Genomic DNA, 17,781 nt, shown 5'->3' on the forward strand with positions numbered 1-17,781 from the left:
TGCCTTGTTGGTGTTGTCGGGTGTGGAATCCGCTACGCGGATGATGATTGAAGTCGCCGGTTCCGCCCGGCGTACGGGGAGGGGGGCGTGCCGCCGCCCCCCTCCGCCCCCGCTCGCCCCTTATGGTCCGCGAAACCCCGCCCAAAAAGGCATTCGCCAGGCGCCGGCAATTCGCCGTTTGCTAACGTCAAACGGCTCAGCTGCCGTCTTAAAACCTGGCGAACACCATTTTGGCCGGCGCTCCCCGTGGGGCAGTTTGGGCGCTTCACAACGTTGGCCGCATGCTTTGTACGTGCTTATGCGGCCAACATCACACTGGTGGGCACGCTGCGCTTTGCCCACCCTACGAGCCGGCTGAACCGAACCGACGTACCCCAATCCCGTTGGCGCGAGCCGGGCAAAAGGGTGCGCCCCAGGTTTTAAGCCGCCGCTTTGTTTGAGCCGCGCGACGTTAGCGCGCGGCGAGTTCGGCGGCGCCTGGGGCGTGCCTTTTTGCACGGGGTTTCGAATGGCCGTCGGGTCGCCTTTTCTTTGGGTACTTTCTTTTGGCGAAGCAAAAGAAAGTACCCCGTCCGCCGGGCGGAACCGGCAACTTCAAACATCTTCCGCGTAGCGGATACAAAACCTGCTACGCGCCAGATATCCCCGGATGCGCCTACGGCTTACCCGGGTGCGCCACCCGCGCAGCGGGCAAAAAAAGGGCGTGCCGGGGAGAGTCGGCACGCCTTCAAACGAAACGAAAAGCAACAAAACACACCATCCCGCAGCGCGTGTCTGACGGAAAGGATTCGGTAGCCAGCCCCAAAGGGGCTAGCGCGTAGGGTGGGTAAAGGCCGCAGGCCGTGCCCACCGGCAAGGTGACACTGGTGGGCACGCTATGCGTTGCCCACCCTACAGATTTCAGCGCGGAGCAAGCACTCAGCGCTTGATCAGCTGGCAGGCTTCGCTGGCCAGTGCGGTGATCTTGTCCCAGTCCTGGGCGGCGATGGCCGCTTCCGGGGTCAGCCAGCTGCCGCCTACTGCCAGTACGTTCGGCAGCGCCAGGTAGTTGGCCGCATTGGAGGCATCGATGCCGCCGGTGGGGCAGAAACGCAGTTCCGGCAGCGGGCCGGCCAGCGCCTTGAGCAGCTTGATGCCGCCCACCGCCTCGGCCGGGAACAGTTTCAGGATGTCGAAACCCTCGTCCTGCGCGCGCATCGCCTCGGAGGCGGTGGCCACGCCGGGGATGAACGGCACGCCGGAGGCACGCGCGGCGGCGGCCAGTTCCGGGGTCAGGCCCGGGCTGAGGCCGAACTGCGCGCCGGCATCCAGCGCCGCTTCCAGGTGGGCACGGGTGCGTACGGTGCCGGCGCCTACCAGCGCGTCCGGCACTTCGTCACGGATGCGGCGCATTGCCGCCAGCGCCGCCTTGGTGCGCAGGGTGATTTCCAGGGTGCGGATGCCACCGGCCACCAGGGCGCGGGCAAGATCAACCGCTACCGCGGCGTCGTTGACCACGATCACCGGCATTACCGGGCTTTGGCGAAGGAGATTCAAAGCGTCCATGTCTGTCCTTTCGAGCCGCCGGCAGCATTCCTGTATTGGCTCAGGCGTGCTGCGGGGTTTTGTTGGCGGCTCATGTTAGTGGCTGGCTGCGGCCAACCTTTGCGGTATTGCGTGATTAACGGTCGCCCTGCTGCCACAGCGGGTGGGAAAAGCTCATCGCGCCCTCTTCCGCCGCGGTGGCCAGCTGGCGCATGCCGGCGAACAGGTCGCGGCCGGTGCCGAACTGATTGCGGGCCAGATCGATCTGCGCCGGCTGGCGTGCCGCCCATTCGGCGGCTGGCACCAGTACGGCAAGCTCGCCCTTGTCGGCATCCAGCCGTACCAGGTCGCCGTCCTGCACCTTGCCGATATCGCCGCCCAGCAGCGCTTCCGGCGACACGTGGATCGCCGCCGGCACCTTGCCGGAGGCGCCGGACATGCGGCCGTCGGTGACCAGGGCCACTTTGAAGCCGCGCTCCTGCAGCACGCCCAGCGGCGGGGTGAGCTTGTGCAGTTCCGGCATGCCGTTGGCGCGCGGGCCCTGGAAGCGGATCACCGCCACAAAATCTTTTTCCAGCTCGCCGCGCTTGAACGCCGCCAGCAGTTCGTTCTGATCGTTGAACACTACCGCCGGCGCTTCCACCACGCGGTGTTCCGGCTTCACGGCCGATACCTTGATCACCGCACGGCCGATATTGCCGGCCAGCACTTTCAGGCCGCCATCGGCGGAGAAAGGGTTGGCCGCAGGGCGCAGCACGCTGTCGTCGCCGCTGGTCTGCGGCGCCGGGCGGAAGGCCGCCTCGCCGTCGTTCAACCAGGCTTCCTGGCTGTGGGCGCGCAGGCCCTTGCCCATGATGGTGGTCACGTCGTCATGCAGCAGGCCGGCATCCAGCAACTCGCGAATCACGAAGCCCATGCCGCCGGCGGCGTGGAAGTGGTTCACGTCGGCCTTGCCATTGGGGTAGGCGCGCACGATCAGCGGCACCACCGCGGACAGCTGGTCGAAGTCGTCCCAGTTGATGCTGATGCCGGCGGCGCGCGCCATGGCCACCAGGTGCATGGTGTGGTTGGTGGAGCCGCCGGTAGCCAGCAGGCCGACGATGCCGTTGACGATGGCTTTCTCGTCGATGACCTCGGCAATCGGGGTGTAGCGGCCGCCCTGGGCGCTGATCTCGGTAGCCACGCGGGCGGCCTTGCGGGTCAGCGCCTCGCGCAGCGGGGTATTCGGGTTGACGAAGGCGGCGCCCGGCAGGTGCAGGCCCATGATCTCCATCAGCATCTGGTTGCTGTTGGCGGTGCCGTAGAAGGTGCAGGTGCCCGGGCCGTGGTAGGAGGCCATTTCCGAGGCCAGCAGCGCGTCGCGGCCAACCTTGCCCTCGGCAAACAGCTGGCGCACCTTGGCTTTTTCGTCGTTGGCGATGCCGGTGGTCATCGGGCCGGCGGGCACAAACACCGCCGGCAGGTGGCCGAAGGACAGCGCACCTATCACCAGGCCCGGCACGATCTTGTCGCACACGCCCAGGTACAGCGCGGCGTCGAACATCTGGTGGCTCAGGGCGATGGCGGTGCTCATGGCGATCACGTCGCGCGAGAACAGCGACAGCTCCATGCCGTCAAAGCCCTGGGTAACGCCGTCGCACATTGCCGGCACGCCGCCGGCGAACTGCGCGGTGGCGCCGGCTTTCAGCGCCTCTTCCTTGATCAGCGCCGGAAAAGCTTCCAGCGGCTGGTGCGCCGACAGCATATCGTTATAGGCAGACACGATGGCCAGATTGGGGCGCACGCTGTCCTGCAGGTGGATCTTGATGCCGGCCGGCATGGCGGCAAACGCGTGCGCCTGATTGGTACAGGACAGCTGGGTACGCTCTACCTTGCCCTGGCGCATGGCGGCGCGGACGTGATCCATATAAACGGTGCGGGTAGCACGGCTGCGTTCGACGATGCGGTCGGTAACGGCTTTCAGAACGGGGTGCAGAGTCATGGTGGTGGCCCGTGTTGCGGTAGTCGAATGGTAGTTTTACTACAGTTTGTTGGCAAGGCATTACGCCACATTTGCCGTAAAAAAAGCGCACCACGCTTCATTAAATCCATATATATCAAGCAAATACAGCATTGTTGGCCGTCAACAACACCTGCAATGCTCACAATGAAAAGCTGGCTACGGCCATAGACAAGTGACAGTCGTTTGGTAATATAACTACATCACAAGCTACCCCGCGAGAGAACAATCAGGATGGACAACGCTAATCTGCACACCCCGGCCTTCGACATGGTGCTGTTCGGGGGTACCGGCGACCTGGTGATGCGCAAACTGCTGCCGTCGCTGTACCAGGCGCATGCCGCCGGCCTGCTGAACGAAGAAGGCCGCATCCTGGCGCTGGGCCGCCGCGACATGGCGCGCGAGGACTACCTGGCAATGGTGGAAAAAAGCTCGCGCATCCATATCAAGGAATATTTCTCCGACACTGCCTGGCAGAGCTTTGTCGCCCGCGTGGACTACCTCAAGGTAGACGCCGGCACGCCGGAACACTACCCGTCGCTGGCCGAGGCGCTGAACCAGCACGGCAACCGCGTGGCAGTGTGCTACCTCGCTACCGCGCCGGACCTGTTCGAAGGCATCTGCGACAACCTGGCCGCAGTAGGCCTGAACCACGACAAGGTGCGCGTGGTGCTGGAAAAACCGCTGGGCCACGACCTGGAATCCTCCAACGAGATCAACGAAGCGGTGGCGCGCCACTTCAGGGAAGAGCAGCTGTACCGCATCGACCACTACCTGGGTAAGGAATCGGTGCAGAATCTGCTGTCCATCCGCTTTGCCAATGCGCTGTTCGAGCCGCTGTGGCGCCGCGAGTGGATTCACGACGTGCAGATCACCATTGCCGAGGAACTGGGCGTAGGCAGCCGCGGCGACTTCTACGACAGCACCGGCGCGCTGCGCGACATGGTGCAGAATCACCTGCTGCAGCTGCTGTGTATCGTGGCGATGGAGCCGCCGGCCAACCTGGGCGCCGACGCGGTGCGCGACGAGAAGCTGAAGGTGCTGAAGGCGCTGCGCCCGTTTACCGAGCAGGACGTGGCCGGCAAGACAGTGCGCGCGCAGTACAAGGCCGGCGCCGTGAGCGGCCAGCCGGTGGTGGGCTACCTGCAGGAGCAGGGCATTCCCGCCGGCAGCCAGACCGAGACCTTCGTCGCCATCAAGGCCGAGATCGACAACTGGCGCTGGGCCGGCGTGCCGTTCTACCTGCGCACCGGCAAGCGCATGCAGGAGCGCGTGGCCGAGATCGTGATCAACTTCCGCGACGTGCCGCACCACCTGTTCCCCAGTCCGATGGGCCTGAACACCGCCAACCGCCTGGTGATCCGCCTGCAGCCGGAAGAAAGCATCCGCCTGTACTTCCTGTCCAAGGAGCCGGGCGATACCCAGCGCCTGCAGCCGGTGCACCTGAACCTGGACTTCCACGAATCGTTCAAGGTACGCCGCGCCGACGCCTACGAGCGCCTGCTGCTGGACGTGATCCGCGGCAAGCTGGCGCTGTTCATGCGCCGCGACGAGCTGGTGGAAGCCTGGCGCTGGGTGGAGCCGATCATGGACCACTGGCAGCACAGCACCACGCCACCCAAGCAGTACACCGCCGGCACCTGGGGCCCGGCCGCCTCCAGCGCGCTGTTGTCGCGCGACGGGGTGTCGTGGCACGAGGAATGCTAGACACACTGCCCTGCCTGCGGCCAACCTTCCCCCGCTAAGGGTTGGCCGCACCAAACAAAAACAGATCCAACGGATACAGAGATGAAGTTACACGCATTCGCCTCGGCAGCCGAGGCCAGCGCCGCACTGGCGCAGGCCGTGGCCGCCGATCTGGCCGCCGCCATCGCCGCGCGCGGCCAGGCAGTTCTGGCCGTCTCCGGCGGCCGCTCGCCGGTGCCCTTCCTGCAGGCGCTGGCCGCGCAGGACATTCCCTGGCAACAGGTCACCGTTACCCTGGTGGACGAGCGCGTGGTGGCGCCGGATCACGCCGACAGCAATGCCGGCCTGGTGCGCGAACACCTGCTGCAGGGCCGCGCCGCCGTGGCCGCCTTCCTGCCGCTGGTGAACGATGGTGCCGATGCAGCCGCCGAGCTGGCCGCCGCCGCCGTACTGTGGCGCACGCCGGACGTGGCGGTGCTGGGCATGGGCGAGGACGGCCATACCGCCTCGCTGTTCCCCGCCGCCAGCAACCTGGCCGAAGGCCTGGCTGCGGCCAACCCTGCCGCGCTGCTGGTGGTGGTGCCGCCGGCCGCGCCGCACACCCGCATCAGCATGACGCTGGCCGAGCTGCAGCGCAGCGGCAGGCTGTACCTGGCGATTGCCGGCGAGGCCAAGCGCCGCGTGCTGGATAATGCCGCCGCCGCCGTCAGCGACACGCTGCCGATCAGCCACCTGTTGACTGCCACCGCCCGTCCGCTGGACGTGTACTGGTCTGTCTAAGAACATATTCACGATCTAGCGAGCTAGCGCGAGACAAGGCAAAAACGTGAGGGGCGCGGAGTTTACAAACAGTAAATACGCATACCTGAATCGAATTTGACGCTGTATCGCCGAAGCGCAGCAGATCGTGCGCAAGTCCTGAGCGAGGGATAACGTAACCATGAGCAGCCTGCACCCCTACCCGCGCCTGCTGGCCGACATCGGCGGCACCAATGCCCGCTTCGCGCTGGAAACCGCGCCGGGCATCATCGAAGACATCGATGTGCTGCCCTGCAACGACTACCCGACGCTGGCCGATGCCATGCGCGCCTACCTGCAACGCGCCGACACCCGCTCGGTAAGCCATGCCGCCATCGGCATCGCCAACCCGGTCACCGGCGACTTCGTGCAGATGACCAACCACCACTGGGCGTTCTCCATCGAGGCCACCCGCCAGCAATTGGGTTTCGCCACCCTGCTGGTGCTGAACGACTTCACCGCGCTGGCACTGGCGCTGCCGCACCTGCCGGCTGCCGAACTGGCGCAGCTGGGCGGCGGCGAAGCCCGCCATGGCGCCAAGGCGCTGATCGGCGCCGGCACCGGCCTCGGCGTCTCCGGCCTGCTGCCGCACGGCGGCAGCTGGGTGGCGATTGCCGGCGAAGGCGGCCATGTATCGTTTGCCCCGGTGAACGACGAGGAAGCCGCCATCCTGCACTACGCGCAAGGCCGCCTCGGCCAGCACGTGTCCTGCGAGCGCTTCCTGTCCGGCCCCGGCCTGGAGCTGATTCACGACGCGCTGGCGGTGGCGGACGGCGAAGCCGCCGGCCAGCTGTCGGCGGCGCAGATCAGCGAGCGCGGCCTGTCCGGCCGTGACGCACGCTGCGAAAAAGTGCTGGCGCACTTCTGCGCCATGCTCGGCACCGCCGCCGGCAACCTGGCGCTGACGCTGGGCGCGGTTGGCGGGGTATACATCGGCGGTGGTATCGTTCCGCGCTTTGGCGACATGTTCGCCCGCTCCGCCTTCCGCGAGCGCTTCGAAGCCAAGGGCCGCTTCCGCGACTACCTGGCCGCCGTGCCGGTATATGTGATTCACAGTGCCTACCCGGCGCTGACCGGCGTGCAGGCCGCGCTGGCCGACCACCTGGGGGATTACCATGCTTGAAAAAATCCGTGCAGACCTGGACAAGCTCTCCGGCGCCGAACGCCGGGTGGCGGAACTGGTACTGGCCCAGCCCTATACCGTGATGCAGTCGGCGGTGTCCGACATCGCCACCAGCGCCGGCGTCAGCCAGCCGACGGTGATCCGCTTCTGTCGCAGCATGGGCTTTAGCGGTCTGTCGGATTTCAAGCTCAAGCTCGCCGGCATCCTGGTAGGCGGCGTGCCCTATGTGCACTCCAGCGTGCGGCCGGAAGACCCGGTGTCGGAGATCACCGCCAAGGTGTTCGACAACACCGTCACCGCGCTGCTCAAGTGCCGCAACGACATCAACCCGCAGGCGGTGGACACCGCCGTGGACCTGCTGGCCGGCGCCCGCCGCATCGAGTTCTACGGCCTGGGCAACTCCGGCATCATCGCCGCCGATGCCCAGCACAAGTTCTTCCGCTTCGGCATTCCCACCGTGGCCTATGCCGACAGCCACATCCAGATCATGGCCGCCGCGGTGCTGGGGCCGGACGACGTGGTGGTGGCGATTTCCAGCTCCGGCCGCTCGCGCGAGCTGATGGACGCGGTGGAAATGGCCCTGAGCAGCGGCGCCAAGGTGATTGCCATCACCGTGCCGGACACGCCGCTGGCCCACAAGGCCACCGTGACGCTGGAAGTGGATTCGCCGGAAGACAGCGAAACCTACAGCCCGATGCTGTCGCGCATCCTGCACCTGGTGCTGATCGACATCCTCACCGTAGGCGTGGCGCTCAAGCGCGGCCCCGGCGTGGTGACGCAACTGGAAAAAGCCAAGCGCAGCCTGAAGCAGAAGCGCCTGCGCGGCGAAGAAGAGCATGACTAAGCCTGGCGCACGCGCCCCGCGCGGCAAGCGCACACCAGCCAGCCCGGCAGAGGTTGGCCGCAACGAGACAAAGAGACCCGGAGCCATCATGAGCAAACTGACGCAACTGCCCGCCTGGAACGCGCTGTGGCAGCACTTCGCCGAAGCCAAGCAGCTGCACATGCGCGAGCTGTTCGAAACCGACCCGCACCGCGCCGAGCGCTATTCGCTGGAAGTGGGCGGCCTGTTTCTGGACTACTCCAAGAACCGCCTCACCGACGACACCCTGAAGGGGCTGATGGCGCTGGCGCGCGAAGCCGGCCTGCCGGCGCGCATCAAGGCCATGTTCAAGGGCGAGAAGATCAACAGCACCGAAAACCGCGCCGTGCTGCACGTGGCACTGCGCAACCGCACCAACTCGCCGATCATGGTGGACGGCGAAGACGTGATGCCCAAGGTGAACTCGGTGCTGGCGCGCATGGGCAAGTTCGCCCACGCGGTGCGCAGCGGCGACTGGCTGGGCTACACCCACCAGCCGATCACCGACGTGGTGAACATCGGCATCGGCGGCTCCGACCTCGGCCCGCTGATGGTGTGCAGCGCGCTCAAGCCCTACGGCCACCCGCGCATGAACATGCACTTCGTCTCCAACGTGGACGGCGCGCAGCTGAAGGAAACGCTGAAGAAGGTACACCCGGAGACCACGCTGTTCGTGGTGGAATCCAAGACCTTCACCACCCAGGAAACGCTGACCAACGCGCTGACCGCGCGCGAGTGGTTCGTGTCGCGCGCGCGTGACGAAAAGGCGGTAGCCAAGCACTTCGTGGCGGTATCCACCAACAAGAAGGCCGTGGCCGAGTTCGGCATCGACCCGGCCAACATGTTCGAATTCTGGGACTGGGTAGGCGGCCGCTACAGCCTGTGGTCGGCCATCGGCCTGCCCATCATGCTGTACCTGGGCGAGGAGAACTTCGTCGAGCTGCTCAACGGCGCCCACATCATGGACCAGCACTTCTACAACGCATCGTTCGAAGAGAACATGCCGGTGTTGCTGGCGATGATCGGCATCTGGTACATCAACTACTACGGCGGCGGCAGCCATGTGATCGCGCCGTATGATCAATACCTGCACCGCCTGCCGGCCTTCATCCAGCAGCTGGACATGGAATCCAACGGCAAGCAGGTGTGCCTGGACGGCGCGGCGGTGAACTTCGAAACCGCACCGATCATCTGGGGCGAAACCGGTATCAACGGCCAGCATGCCTTCTTCCAGCTGCTGCACCAGGGCACCCACATCTCGCCTATCGACCTGATCTGCTCGCTGGAAAACCGCACCAGCCTGCCGGGCCACCACGAGATCCTGCTGGCCAACGTGTTCGCCCAGGCCGAAGCCTTCATGCGCGGCAAGACCGCCGACGAGGTGCGTGCCGAGCTGGCGGCGCAGGGGCTGGAAGGTGATGCCATGGAAGCGCTGGTGCCGCACAAGGTGTTCGGCGGCAACCGCCCCACCAACACCCTGCTGATGGACCGCCTGGACCCGCGCAACCTCGGCAGCCTGGTGGCGCTGTACGAGCACAAGATCTTCGTGCAGGGCGTGATCTGGGGCATCAACAGCTTCGACCAGTGGGGGGTGGAACTGGGCAAGCAGCTGGCCAAGACCATCCACGCCGAACTGGCCGGCAAGCTCGCTTCCGCGCCGCACGACAGCTCCACCCGGCTGCTGATCGAACGCTACCGCCGCGCCAATCGCAACCAATAAGCGCGGGCGCAGGCAACAAAAAACCGGACAACGAATGTCCGGTTTTTTTTGCGGCCAACGTTGGCCGCATGGTTGCATGCGCAGGGCGTTCCGCCACCGGCCTTACAGCGAACCGTAGGAATGCAGGCCGGTCAGGAACATGTTCACGCCGATAAAGGCGAAGGTGGTCACCACCAGGCCGATCACTGCCCACCACGCCAGCGGCTCGCCGCGCCAGCCTTTCACCAGCCGCACATGCAGCCAGGCGGCGTAGTTCAGCCACACGATCAGCGCCCAGGTCTCTTTCGGGTCCCAGCTCCAGTAGCCGCCCCAGGCATCGGCCGCCCACATGGCGCCGAGGATGGTGGCGATGGTGAAGAACAGGAAGCCCACCGAGATCGCCTTGTACATCATCTCGTCGATCACGTCCGGCTTGGGCAGCTTGTCGGCCAGCACGCCGCGCCGCGCCAGGAGCTGCGCCACGCCCAGCATCGCCGACAGCGAGAAGGCGCCGTAGCCGACGAAGTTGGCCGGCACGTGGATCTTCATCCACCACGACTGCAGCGCCGGGATCAGCGGCTGGATCTGGTGCGCCTGGCGGTCGAAGGTGTACCACAGGATGAAGCCCACCGCGGCACTGATCACCAGCAGCACGAAGGCGCCCAGCTGGCGGGTGGCGAACTTGGCCTCGTAGTACAGGTACATCAGCGCGGTGATCAGGCAGAACAGGATGAACACTTCATACAGGTTGGATACCGGGATGCGGCCAACGTCCGGCGCGATCAGGTAGCTCTCGTACCAGCGGGTGAACAGGCCGGACAGCGCAAAGGTGGCCGCCGCCCAGGTCAGGCCGCTGCCGATGCGCGCCAGCAGCGCGGAACGGGTCACCAGCCCGCCCCAGTACACCACGGTGGCGAGGAAGAACAGCGTGCACATCCACATGAAGGCGGTCTGGCTGGCCAGCAGGAACTTGAGACCGAAGCTCTGCCCGGCGCGCGCCAGGTTGTGGTCGTACAGCTGGATGGCCAGCAGCGACAGCGCGCCGGCCAGCGGGAAGAACCAGCGCCAGCTCTTCCAGAACCAGCCCAGCGCGATCAGGCCGATGCTGCTGCCCACCAGGATCAGCTGCTCGTAGTAGTCCATGGCGCTGCCGTACAGGCTGAAGCTGTACGCGGCAGCGGTGATGATCAAGGCGGCGAACAACCAGTCGCCGATGGCCAGCCGCTTGTAGAACGGTTGTTGCAGGGTCATTTCCATCATGCTTCTCCACCTTCTGCCTTACGCCCTTCTAGCGTATCCACCACTTGGGCGAAATCGCGATCCAGGTCGCGGTTGTGGCGGTTGCTGCTCATCGCCACGCGCACGCGCCCCGATCTCAAGACTAGCCACAAGCGTACTTCACGGATATAGAACATCAGTATGATGCCGATCACCAAAAGCAGCGAACCCATGTACACCAGGCTCTTGCCGGGCGAGCGCGTCATCTGCAGGCCGGAAGCCTGCACCTGGTCGAAACCGGACAGCTCCAGGTACACCGGCGCGGTGTAATCGTTGAAACCGCTGATCGCCACCAGGCTGTCCAGCAGGAAGCGGTAGTGCTTGGCATCCTGCGGCCACGGCGCCAGGCCGGCCTTCTCCTGCGCCACCGCCATCACGTCGATGATGGTGCCCTGCAGGATCTTGATATAGGTCTGCGCAATGGCCTGACGCTTGTCGGCCGGCACTTTCTGGTCCAGGAACTGCTCCAGCGCATTGAAGCCGCCCTGGCTGAAGCGCGCCAGCACCCAGCGCACGCTGGTGGCAAACTGCTGCTGCATTGCCGGGCTGATGGCATTGCCCTGCAGCGCCTTGGCGGTGGTGCGCTTGACGATGTCGTCGTACCAGGCCGGGTTGTTCAGCGCCGCGCGCAGGCGCATGAAGCTGTCGATCTTCAGTTGGTCATCCAGCGGAATGCGCAGGAACTGGAACGGCTGCGATACCTCGCTGCGCACGCCGGCCACCTGGTACAGCGCGCCCTCCTGCTCCATCGGCGCCATGTAGTGCATGAACTCGCGCGCCTGGCCCTGGCTGTCGCGCAGCTTGAAGGTAACCGACGGGCCGATGTTCTTCAGGCTCTTGCTGTCCTGCTTCACTTCGCGCGCATCCTGCATGCGCTGGCCCATGCTCTTGGCGCCTTCCGGTGCCTTGCCCATGTTTTCCACGTTGAACACGCGCAGCTCGCCGAATTCCAGCTGGTAGTCCTTGCCGTTGGCCTTCAGCGGCTGGGCAGCCAGCGACACACCCTTGATGTCCACCGGTGCCAGTTGCGGCGCCGCCAGGTTCCAGGCGCGCAGCTGCAGTGGCGAGCCGCCATCGCCGAAGCTGGCCTGGTAGATGGCCACGCCGTCGATGATCAGCGGGTGGTTCACCTTGATGGTGGCCGGTGTTTCCTTGCCGCTTTGCTTGTCGGTGACCACGATGTCGCTGGCGAACAGCTTGGGCATGCCGTTGCTGTAGTAGTCGACGTGGAATTTCTTCAGCGTGACAATGAACGGCAGGTCCTGCACCAGGTAGCCATTGCCGCTGTTCAGGAAGATCACGTCGGCGCTCTTGTTCTCGGCGATGGTGACGTTGCCGCGGAACGACAGGTTGGCCGCAGTCAGCCGGCTCTGCGCCGGAATCTGGCTTTGCGGCAGGTCGCGGGTTTCCGGCACGATCTTGCCGGCCAGTTCGCCAAGCTTGAGCGGCAGGTTGCCATCCAGCAGGCCGCCGATGCAGATCACCACCATGGCGATGTGGGCGAAGAAATAGCCCAGCTTGTTGGCTGCCCCCTTCTTGGCCGCCAGCACCACGCTGCCGTCCTCGCGCTCGCGGCGCTTGTAGCGCATACCCAGCCGCTGCAGCAACGCCAACGCGGCAGGCTCGTCCAGCGTCAGCGCCAGTTCCTGGCTGTGCTTCATCGCCGCCAGCGAGTTGTCGCTGGCCTTTTCGCGGAAGGCGCGCATCTCGTGCACGAAGCCGGGGCCGTTGCGCACGATGCACAGCGTGGTAGAGGTCACCAGGAAGGTGAGAATGGTCAGGAACCAGGCCGAGTGGTACACGTCGTACAGGCCCAGGTCCTCGAATGCCTTGAACCAGAACGGACCGAACTCGAAAGCGTAGTTGGGATAGGGTTCGTTCTGCTTGAGCACCGTGCCGATCACCGAAGCGATGGCAAGGATGGTAAGCAGGCCGATGGCGAAGCGCATCGAACTGAACAGTTCGTACAGCTGGTAGCCGGGGGATGTGCGTTTTTTGCTGGTCATTTTTCTGGTTTCAGGCGCGACAAAGGGGGCGCAAGGCCCCCTTTGGAATACCGCTACGCAAAAAAGTTGCGCCGCTTGGAGATCTGTTCACGATCTGCTGCGCGTCGGCGATGTTGCGTGAGAAACGGTTCCGGAATGCTCATTTACTACGGGTAAACTCCGCTTCCTCAACCGTTTTTGCCTTGCTCTCGCGCGAGCGTGCGGGATCGTGAATCTGCTCTCTTAACGAAGGCCGGAAATGTATTCGGCAACCGCCTTCATTTCGGCATCGCTCATGCGCATGGCAATGTCACCCATGATCTGGTTCTTGCGATCGGTGCCGGCCTTGAAGTCGTTCAGTTGCTTGGCCACGTAGGCGGCGTGCTGGCTGCCCAGTGCCGGGAACTGGTCCGGGATGCCGCGGCCGGCCGGGCCGTGACACGCCATACAGGCCGGAACCTTGGTGGCCGGGTTGCCGGCGGTATAAATCTTCTTGCCCAGCGGCATCTGGCTCTTGTCCGCGGCTTCGCGCGGTTTTGCCTTCTGGCTGCTGAAGTAGGCGGCGACGTTACGCACATCGTCCGGGGACAGCGAAGAGGCCATGCCCAGCATGATCGGGTTCTTGCGGTCGCCCTTCTTGAACGCCATCAGCTGGTTTTCGATGTACTTGGCTTGCTGCCCGGCCAGGGTCGGGTTGGCGGAAGCCACGCTGTTGCCGTCCGCGCCGTGACAGGCAGCGCACACCTGGTCGACGATGGCTTTGCCCTTGACCGGGTCAGCCTTGGCCGCCGGAGCCGGAGTGGCGGCCATCGCGGCAGCGGCAAAGCCTGCAGCAGCAATAGCCAACAGCATCTTACGTTTCATGGTCGCTCCTAGTGAGAGATAGCGTAAATATCTGTAAAGGTGGCAATTTCAAACCTGCTATTCTATATCAATTGACTTTGACCTTACTACTATGTCGATTTTTCAGAAAGCGCAGTTTTTTACCACTGTAAACCATTTGCAGGATTTGCCACCCACCCGCTGTGAAGTCGCCTTCGTCGGCCGCTCCAACGCCGGCAAATCCAGCGCCATCAACACCCTGTGCAATCGTACCCGGTTGGCCTACGTGTCGAAAACGCCGGGACGTACCCAGCATATCAATTTCTTCGACCTGGGGCAGGAGCGTTTTCTGGTTGACTTGCCGGGCTACGGCTACGCCGAAGTGCCGGAGGCAGTGCGTGCGCACTGGGTGCAGCTGCTGGGACGCTATCTGCAGACCCGCGACAGCCTGGTGGGGCTGCTGCTGATCATGGATTCGCGTCACCCGCTGAAGGAACTGGACTGGAAAATGATCGAATTCTTCCAGATGACCCAACGGCCGGTGCATATCCTGTTATCCAAAGCTGACAAATTGTCGCGCCAGGAACAACAAAAGGTTCTGTCCTCGGTCAAGAAACAGCTTGCCGAGCACCCGAATATCACCATTCAGCTGTTTTCCAGCTCCAAGAAAACCGGTACCGAGGAAGTTTCGCGCGTGGTGGAGGAATGGTTCGCCGCCTGCCCGCTGCCGGAAGAAGAAGATTTCGACGGCCCGGAAACTTTCGGCGACTAACCCGTCAAAGCAGACAGGAGCAATACGCTTCTTCCCGCTTCACCTCCCTGAGCGGGAGCCTGCAAGGGCATTCGCCCCGGTTGATAACAGCCGGGGTTTTTTCTTGCCTGCCAGTTACACCGCAAGAAACCGGTCGCCAGCGCCTGCCGCGCTGCCTACACTGCCGGCATTCCATTCCTGCCCGGCGCCTGCCATGAAAAAAGACTACTGGCTGTTACTGCTGTTGGCCGCACTGTGGGGCGGCTCCTTCCTGTTCATGCGCGTGGCGGTGCCATCGCTGGGGCCTCTCCCGCTGATCGAACTGCGCCTGTCGCTGGCGGCGCTGACGCTGCTGCCGGTGCTGTGCTGGCAGGGCGGCCTGGCGCTGTGGCGCCAGCACTGGCTGCGCATCGCCATTTCCGGCGGCATTTTCCTGTCGGCACTGCCGTTCTGCCTGATCGCCTGGGCCTCGCTCAGCCTGCCGGCCGGGGTGGCCTCGGTGCTGAACGCCACCACCCCGCTGATGACTGCGCTGTGGGCGCTGCCGCTGGCCGGTGAGAAACTCACTGCGCAACGCAGCAGTGGGCTGCTGCTGGGGCTGGCCGGTGTGGTGGTGCTGATGCTGGGACGCGGCGCCGGTTTCACTGCCGGCAGCCTGCTGCCGGTGCTGGCCATGCTGGCTGCGACTTGCTGCTATGGCTGGGCCGGGCACATGACCCGCCGCTGGCTGCAGGGCGTGCCGCCGCTGGTGATCAGCACCGGCATGCTCAGCAGCGGTGCACTGCTGCTATTGCCGCTGGCATGGTGGCAGTGGCCGGCCGTCACGGTGCCGCCCAAGGTATGGGGCTCGGTACTGGCGCTGGCACTGGCCAGCACCGCGCTGGCCTACCTGATCTTCTACCGGCTGATCGCCCGCCTGGGCGCCACCCAGGCCAGCGGCGTCACCTACCTGGTGCCGGTATTCGGCGTGCTGTGGGGAGCATTGCTGCTGGGCGAGACGATCAACAGCAGCATGCTGCTGGGGGCCGCGCTGATCCTGGCGGGCGTAGTGCTGCTGAGCTGGCAGCCGGGGCGCGCCCGCTAGCGCCTGCTCACGATCTGCGGCGCGAGATCGTGAACACGTTACTAGACATTCAGTGCCAGCGGCAGCGTCACCAGCACCGCAAAGCCGCCAGTGGCCGAATGCTCGAAGCGCAGGCTGCCGCCGTGCTGCTTGACGATGCGCGCCACGATGGCCAGCCCCAGGCCGCTGCCGCCATCGGTGCCGCGGTGTGCGGCCAACCTTTCGAACGGTGCCAGCGCCGCCTGCTGCAGTTCCGGCGCAATGCCGGCACCGCTGTCATGCACCCGCAGCGTGACCTCTGCGCCGCTTACCGCCAGCGCCACGCTGTACGGCGCCGCGCCGTAGTGGCGCGCGTTCTGCAGCAGGTTGGACAGCAGGCGCTGCAGCCCCAGCGCATCGCCGTTCACCACGGCTTCCTCGCGCCGGTAGCCCACCGCCATGCCATCGCGGGCGAATTTCCCCAGCACGCTTTCCACCAGTTCGTCGAATGCCAGCGGCGACAGCGCGCGCTGTTCCTCGCTGCGCGCAAAGTCGATGAACTGGCCGACGATGCGCGACAGCTCGTCGATGTCGGACAGCATTCCTTCACGCTCGGAATGGTCGTCCTGCAGCTCCACCGCCAGCTTGAGGCGCGTCAGCGGCGTGCGCAGGTCGTGCGACAGGCCGGCCAGCATCAGCCGGCGTTCGCTGGCGGCCTTGTCCAGCGCGGTGGCCATGCCGTTGAAGCGTTCTATCAGCTGCTTGACCTCGTGCGGGCCGCTGGGCTGCAGCGGCGGCGGCATGCGGCCAGCCTCCAGTTCGCGGGTGGCGTCCACCAGCTGGGTAAGCGGCCGCGTGGTGCGCCAGGCCAGCGCGAATGCCGCCAGCACCGACAGCAGCGCCACCAGCCCGGCCGCCTCCAGCGTGGGCAGCAGCGCCGGCGGCAGGTAGCGCGCCATCGGCACCACCAGCCAGTAGTGCTCCTCCAGCATCGGCACCTTCAGCCACAGCTCGCGGCGCTCACCGTTGGCAAAGCGCACCTCCACCTGCTCGCCCAGCGCCTTGCTCAGCGTACTGGCCAGGTCGCGGCCAATGTAGGGCACGCGCTCGTCGCGCCGGGTCTTGTCGTCCAGCGGCAGCAGCCGCGGCAGGCCGGGGTGGTCGTTGTGGCGCAGGAAGGCGGCGCGCGCCGGCTGCGGCATGCGTTCCAGCACGCCTTCGTAGTCGGCCAGGGTGTCCACCACCTGGGCATAGAGCTGGCGCGACAGCAGCCGGGTTTTCTGCTGCACGCCCAGCCACAGGGTGAACACCTGGCTGGCGAGCACCGCCAGCACCACCAGCACGGCCAGCCGGGCGAACAGGGTGCCGCGCAGGGCCGGCAGCTTCATCCTTCGTCCCTGCTGCCGCCGTCCGGCACGAAGACATAACCGTAGCCCCACACCGTCTGCAGATAGCGCGGCGGGCCTTCCGGCTCCTCAATGGCCTTGCGCAGCCGCGACACGTGCACGTCGATGCTGCGATCCTGCGACTCGCCGCCACCCTTGCCCATCGCCAGCTCCATCAGCTGTTCGCGCGTCATCGGCCGCCGCGGGTGGCTGGCCAGCGCCAGCAACACCGCGTACTCGGCGGTGGTGAGCGATACCGGCACGCCGTCGCGGGTCAGCTCGCGGCGCGCCGGGTTGAGCACGCAGCGGCCGAATGGCAGCGGCGCGGTATCGGCCAGCTGGGCGGTAACCACCGGTGCGTGCTCATAGCGGCGCAGCACGGCATTGATGCGCGCCAGCAGTTCGCGCGGGTTGAACGGTTTGGCCAGGTAATCGTCGGCGCCCATTTCCAGCCCCAGGATGCGATCCACATCCTCGCCGCGCGCGGTGAGCATCACCACCGGAATGGGTTCACCCTGCGCCCGCAGCCGGCGCACCACCGCCAGGCCGTCTTCGCCGGGCATCATCACGTCCAGCACCAGCAGGTCCGGCCGGTTGCGTGCCAGTTTGCGGTCCAGGTCGCGGGCGTCCGGCAGGCTGTCCACGGTAAAGCCCTGCTGCGCCAGGTAGCGCTGCAGCAGCTCGCGCAGGCGCACATCGTCATCCACCACCAGTATCTTGCGTTGTTCCATAGGGTCTTCGTTCACCGCCGGTAAGCTTTGTGACAAGCGTAGCGCGAGCGCCCGCGCGCGTCTGCCCCGACGTGAAGATTGGTTAAGCCACCAGCC

Annotated in this window: 14 protein-coding genes; 7 read left to right on the plus strand and 7 right to left on the minus strand. The window is 65.3% G+C overall.

Annotation, left to right across the window (positions count from 1 at the left end):
* Positions 1-918 precede the first annotated feature (918 nt).
* Both PSELUDRAFT_RS04640 and edd read right to left on the minus strand, forming a co-directional pair.
* Positions 919-1,545, minus strand: a complete 627-nt coding sequence (locus tag PSELUDRAFT_RS04640; protein WP_088965733.1) for a bifunctional 4-hydroxy-2-oxoglutarate aldolase/2-dehydro-3-deoxy-phosphogluconate aldolase — start codon at positions 1,543-1,545, stop codon at positions 919-921.
* 115 nt (positions 1,546-1,660) lie between these two features.
* Complete coding sequence (edd, locus tag PSELUDRAFT_RS04645) at positions 1,661-3,505, minus strand: phosphogluconate dehydratase (RefSeq protein WP_088965734.1); 1,845 nt, start codon at positions 3,503-3,505, stop codon at positions 1,661-1,663.
* 252 nt (positions 3,506-3,757) lie between these two features.
* Here edd and zwf point away from each other — a divergent pair, with 252 nt between their 5' ends.
* The 5 genes from zwf (at position 3,758) to pgi (ending at position 9,712) form a co-directional block, all read left to right on the plus strand.
* Positions 3,758-5,230, plus strand: coding sequence for a glucose-6-phosphate dehydrogenase (gene zwf, locus PSELUDRAFT_RS04650; protein WP_088965735.1), 1,473 nt, complete (start codon positions 3,758-3,760; stop codon positions 5,228-5,230).
* 81 nt (positions 5,231-5,311) lie between these two features.
* Positions 5,312-5,989 (plus strand): 6-phosphogluconolactonase, encoded by a 678-nt coding sequence (gene pgl / locus PSELUDRAFT_RS04655; RefSeq protein ID WP_088965736.1) that lies wholly within the window; start codon positions 5,312-5,314, stop codon positions 5,987-5,989.
* Between the two features lie 160 nt (positions 5,990-6,149).
* Entirely contained in the window at positions 6,150-7,130 is a 981-nt protein-coding gene (locus PSELUDRAFT_RS04660; protein WP_088965737.1) for a glucokinase, read from the plus strand.
* Positions 7,123-7,974, plus strand: coding sequence for a transcriptional regulator HexR (gene hexR / locus PSELUDRAFT_RS04665; protein ID WP_088965738.1), 852 nt, complete (start codon positions 7,123-7,125; stop codon positions 7,972-7,974). The genes PSELUDRAFT_RS04660 and hexR overlap by 8 nt, the downstream gene beginning before the upstream one ends.
* An 88-nt stretch (positions 7,975-8,062) precedes the next feature.
* Positions 8,063-9,712: a glucose-6-phosphate isomerase gene (pgi, locus tag PSELUDRAFT_RS04670; protein WP_088965739.1), complete on the plus strand. Its 1,650-nt coding sequence runs from the start codon at positions 8,063-8,065 to the stop codon at positions 9,710-9,712.
* 102 nt (positions 9,713-9,814) lie between these two features.
* On the opposite strand, the gene ccsB is transcribed toward pgi, so the two are convergent.
* The 3 genes from ccsB to PSELUDRAFT_RS04685 all read right to left on the minus strand — a co-directional run bounded on the left by ccsB (position 9,815) and on the right by PSELUDRAFT_RS04685 (position 13,818).
* Positions 9,815-10,951, minus strand: coding sequence for a c-type cytochrome biogenesis protein CcsB (gene ccsB, locus PSELUDRAFT_RS04675; RefSeq protein WP_369800080.1), 1,137 nt, complete (start codon positions 10,949-10,951; stop codon positions 9,815-9,817).
* Positions 10,948-12,975, minus strand: a complete 2,028-nt coding sequence (locus PSELUDRAFT_RS04680; protein WP_088965741.1) for a cytochrome c biogenesis protein ResB — start codon at positions 12,973-12,975, stop codon at positions 10,948-10,950. The genes ccsB and PSELUDRAFT_RS04680 overlap by 4 nt, the downstream gene beginning before the upstream one ends.
* Positions 12,976-13,197: 222 nt before the next feature.
* A complete protein-coding gene (locus PSELUDRAFT_RS04685; protein WP_088965742.1) occupies positions 13,198-13,818 on the minus strand; it encodes a cytochrome c in 621 nt (206 codons plus the stop codon).
* A gap of 91 nt (positions 13,819-13,909) precedes the next feature.
* Between PSELUDRAFT_RS04685 and yihA the strand changes: the two genes are divergently transcribed.
* Both yihA and PSELUDRAFT_RS04695 read left to right on the plus strand, forming a co-directional pair.
* Positions 13,910-14,548 (plus strand): ribosome biogenesis GTP-binding protein YihA/YsxC, encoded by a 639-nt coding sequence (gene yihA / locus PSELUDRAFT_RS04690; RefSeq protein ID WP_088965743.1) that lies wholly within the window; start codon positions 13,910-13,912, stop codon positions 14,546-14,548.
* Positions 14,549-14,741: 193 nt separating this feature from the next.
* Entirely contained in the window at positions 14,742-15,611 is an 870-nt protein-coding gene (locus tag PSELUDRAFT_RS04695) for a DMT family transporter (RefSeq protein WP_088965744.1), read from the plus strand.
* Between the two features lie 41 nt (positions 15,612-15,652).
* On the opposite strand, the gene PSELUDRAFT_RS04700 is transcribed toward PSELUDRAFT_RS04695, so the two are convergent.
* Positions 15,653-16,957, minus strand: a complete 1,305-nt coding sequence (locus tag PSELUDRAFT_RS04700; RefSeq protein ID WP_179947568.1) for an ATP-binding protein — start codon at positions 16,955-16,957, stop codon at positions 15,653-15,655.
* The gene (locus PSELUDRAFT_RS04705; RefSeq protein WP_088965745.1) at positions 16,954-17,685 is read right to left on the minus strand and encodes a response regulator; all 732 of its coding nucleotides are present in this window, start codon (positions 17,683-17,685) and stop codon (positions 16,954-16,956) included. The genes PSELUDRAFT_RS04700 and PSELUDRAFT_RS04705 overlap by 4 nt, the downstream gene beginning before the upstream one ends.
* Between the last annotated feature and the right edge of the window lie 96 nt (positions 17,686-17,781).

It is taken from the genome of Vogesella sp. LIG4 (assembly GCF_900090205.1).
Lineage (GTDB): Bacteria > Pseudomonadota > Gammaproteobacteria > Burkholderiales > Chromobacteriaceae > Vogesella.

Bases quoted from the DNA above. Each gene is read 5' to 3' on its own strand.
- PSELUDRAFT_RS04640 (WP_088965733.1), bottom strand. From the start codon at position 1,545: ATGGACGCTTTGAATCTCCTTCGCCAAAGCCCGGTAATGCCGGTGATC.
- edd (WP_088965734.1), bottom strand. From the start codon at position 3,505: ATGACTCTGCACCCCGTTCTGAAAGCCGTTACCGACCGCATCGTCGAA.
- zwf (WP_088965735.1), top strand. From the start codon at position 3,758: ATGGACAACGCTAATCTGCACACCCCGGCCTTCGACATGGTGCTGTTC.
- pgl (WP_088965736.1), top strand. From the start codon at position 5,312: ATGAAGTTACACGCATTCGCCTCGGCAGCCGAGGCCAGCGCCGCACTG.
- PSELUDRAFT_RS04660 (WP_088965737.1), top strand. From the start codon at position 6,150: ATGAGCAGCCTGCACCCCTACCCGCGCCTGCTGGCCGACATCGGCGGC.
- hexR (WP_088965738.1), top strand. From the start codon at position 7,123: ATGCTTGAAAAAATCCGTGCAGACCTGGACAAGCTCTCCGGCGCCGAA.
- pgi (WP_088965739.1), top strand. From the start codon at position 8,063: ATGAGCAAACTGACGCAACTGCCCGCCTGGAACGCGCTGTGGCAGCAC.
- ccsB (WP_369800080.1), bottom strand. From the start codon at position 10,951: ATGATGGAAATGACCCTGCAACAACCGTTCTACAAGCGGCTGGCCATC.
- PSELUDRAFT_RS04680 (WP_088965741.1), bottom strand. From the start codon at position 12,975: ATGACCAGCAAAAAACGCACATCCCCCGGCTACCAGCTGTACGAACTG.
- PSELUDRAFT_RS04685 (WP_088965742.1), bottom strand. From the start codon at position 13,818: ATGAAACGTAAGATGCTGTTGGCTATTGCTGCTGCAGGCTTTGCCGCT.
- yihA (WP_088965743.1), top strand. From the start codon at position 13,910: ATGTCGATTTTTCAGAAAGCGCAGTTTTTTACCACTGTAAACCATTTG.
- PSELUDRAFT_RS04695 (WP_088965744.1), top strand. From the start codon at position 14,742: ATGAAAAAAGACTACTGGCTGTTACTGCTGTTGGCCGCACTGTGGGGC.
- PSELUDRAFT_RS04700 (WP_179947568.1), bottom strand. From the start codon at position 16,957: ATGAAGCTGCCGGCCCTGCGCGGCACCCTGTTCGCCCGGCTGGCCGTG.
- PSELUDRAFT_RS04705 (WP_088965745.1), bottom strand. From the start codon at position 17,685: ATGGAACAACGCAAGATACTGGTGGTGGATGACGATGTGCGCCTGCGC.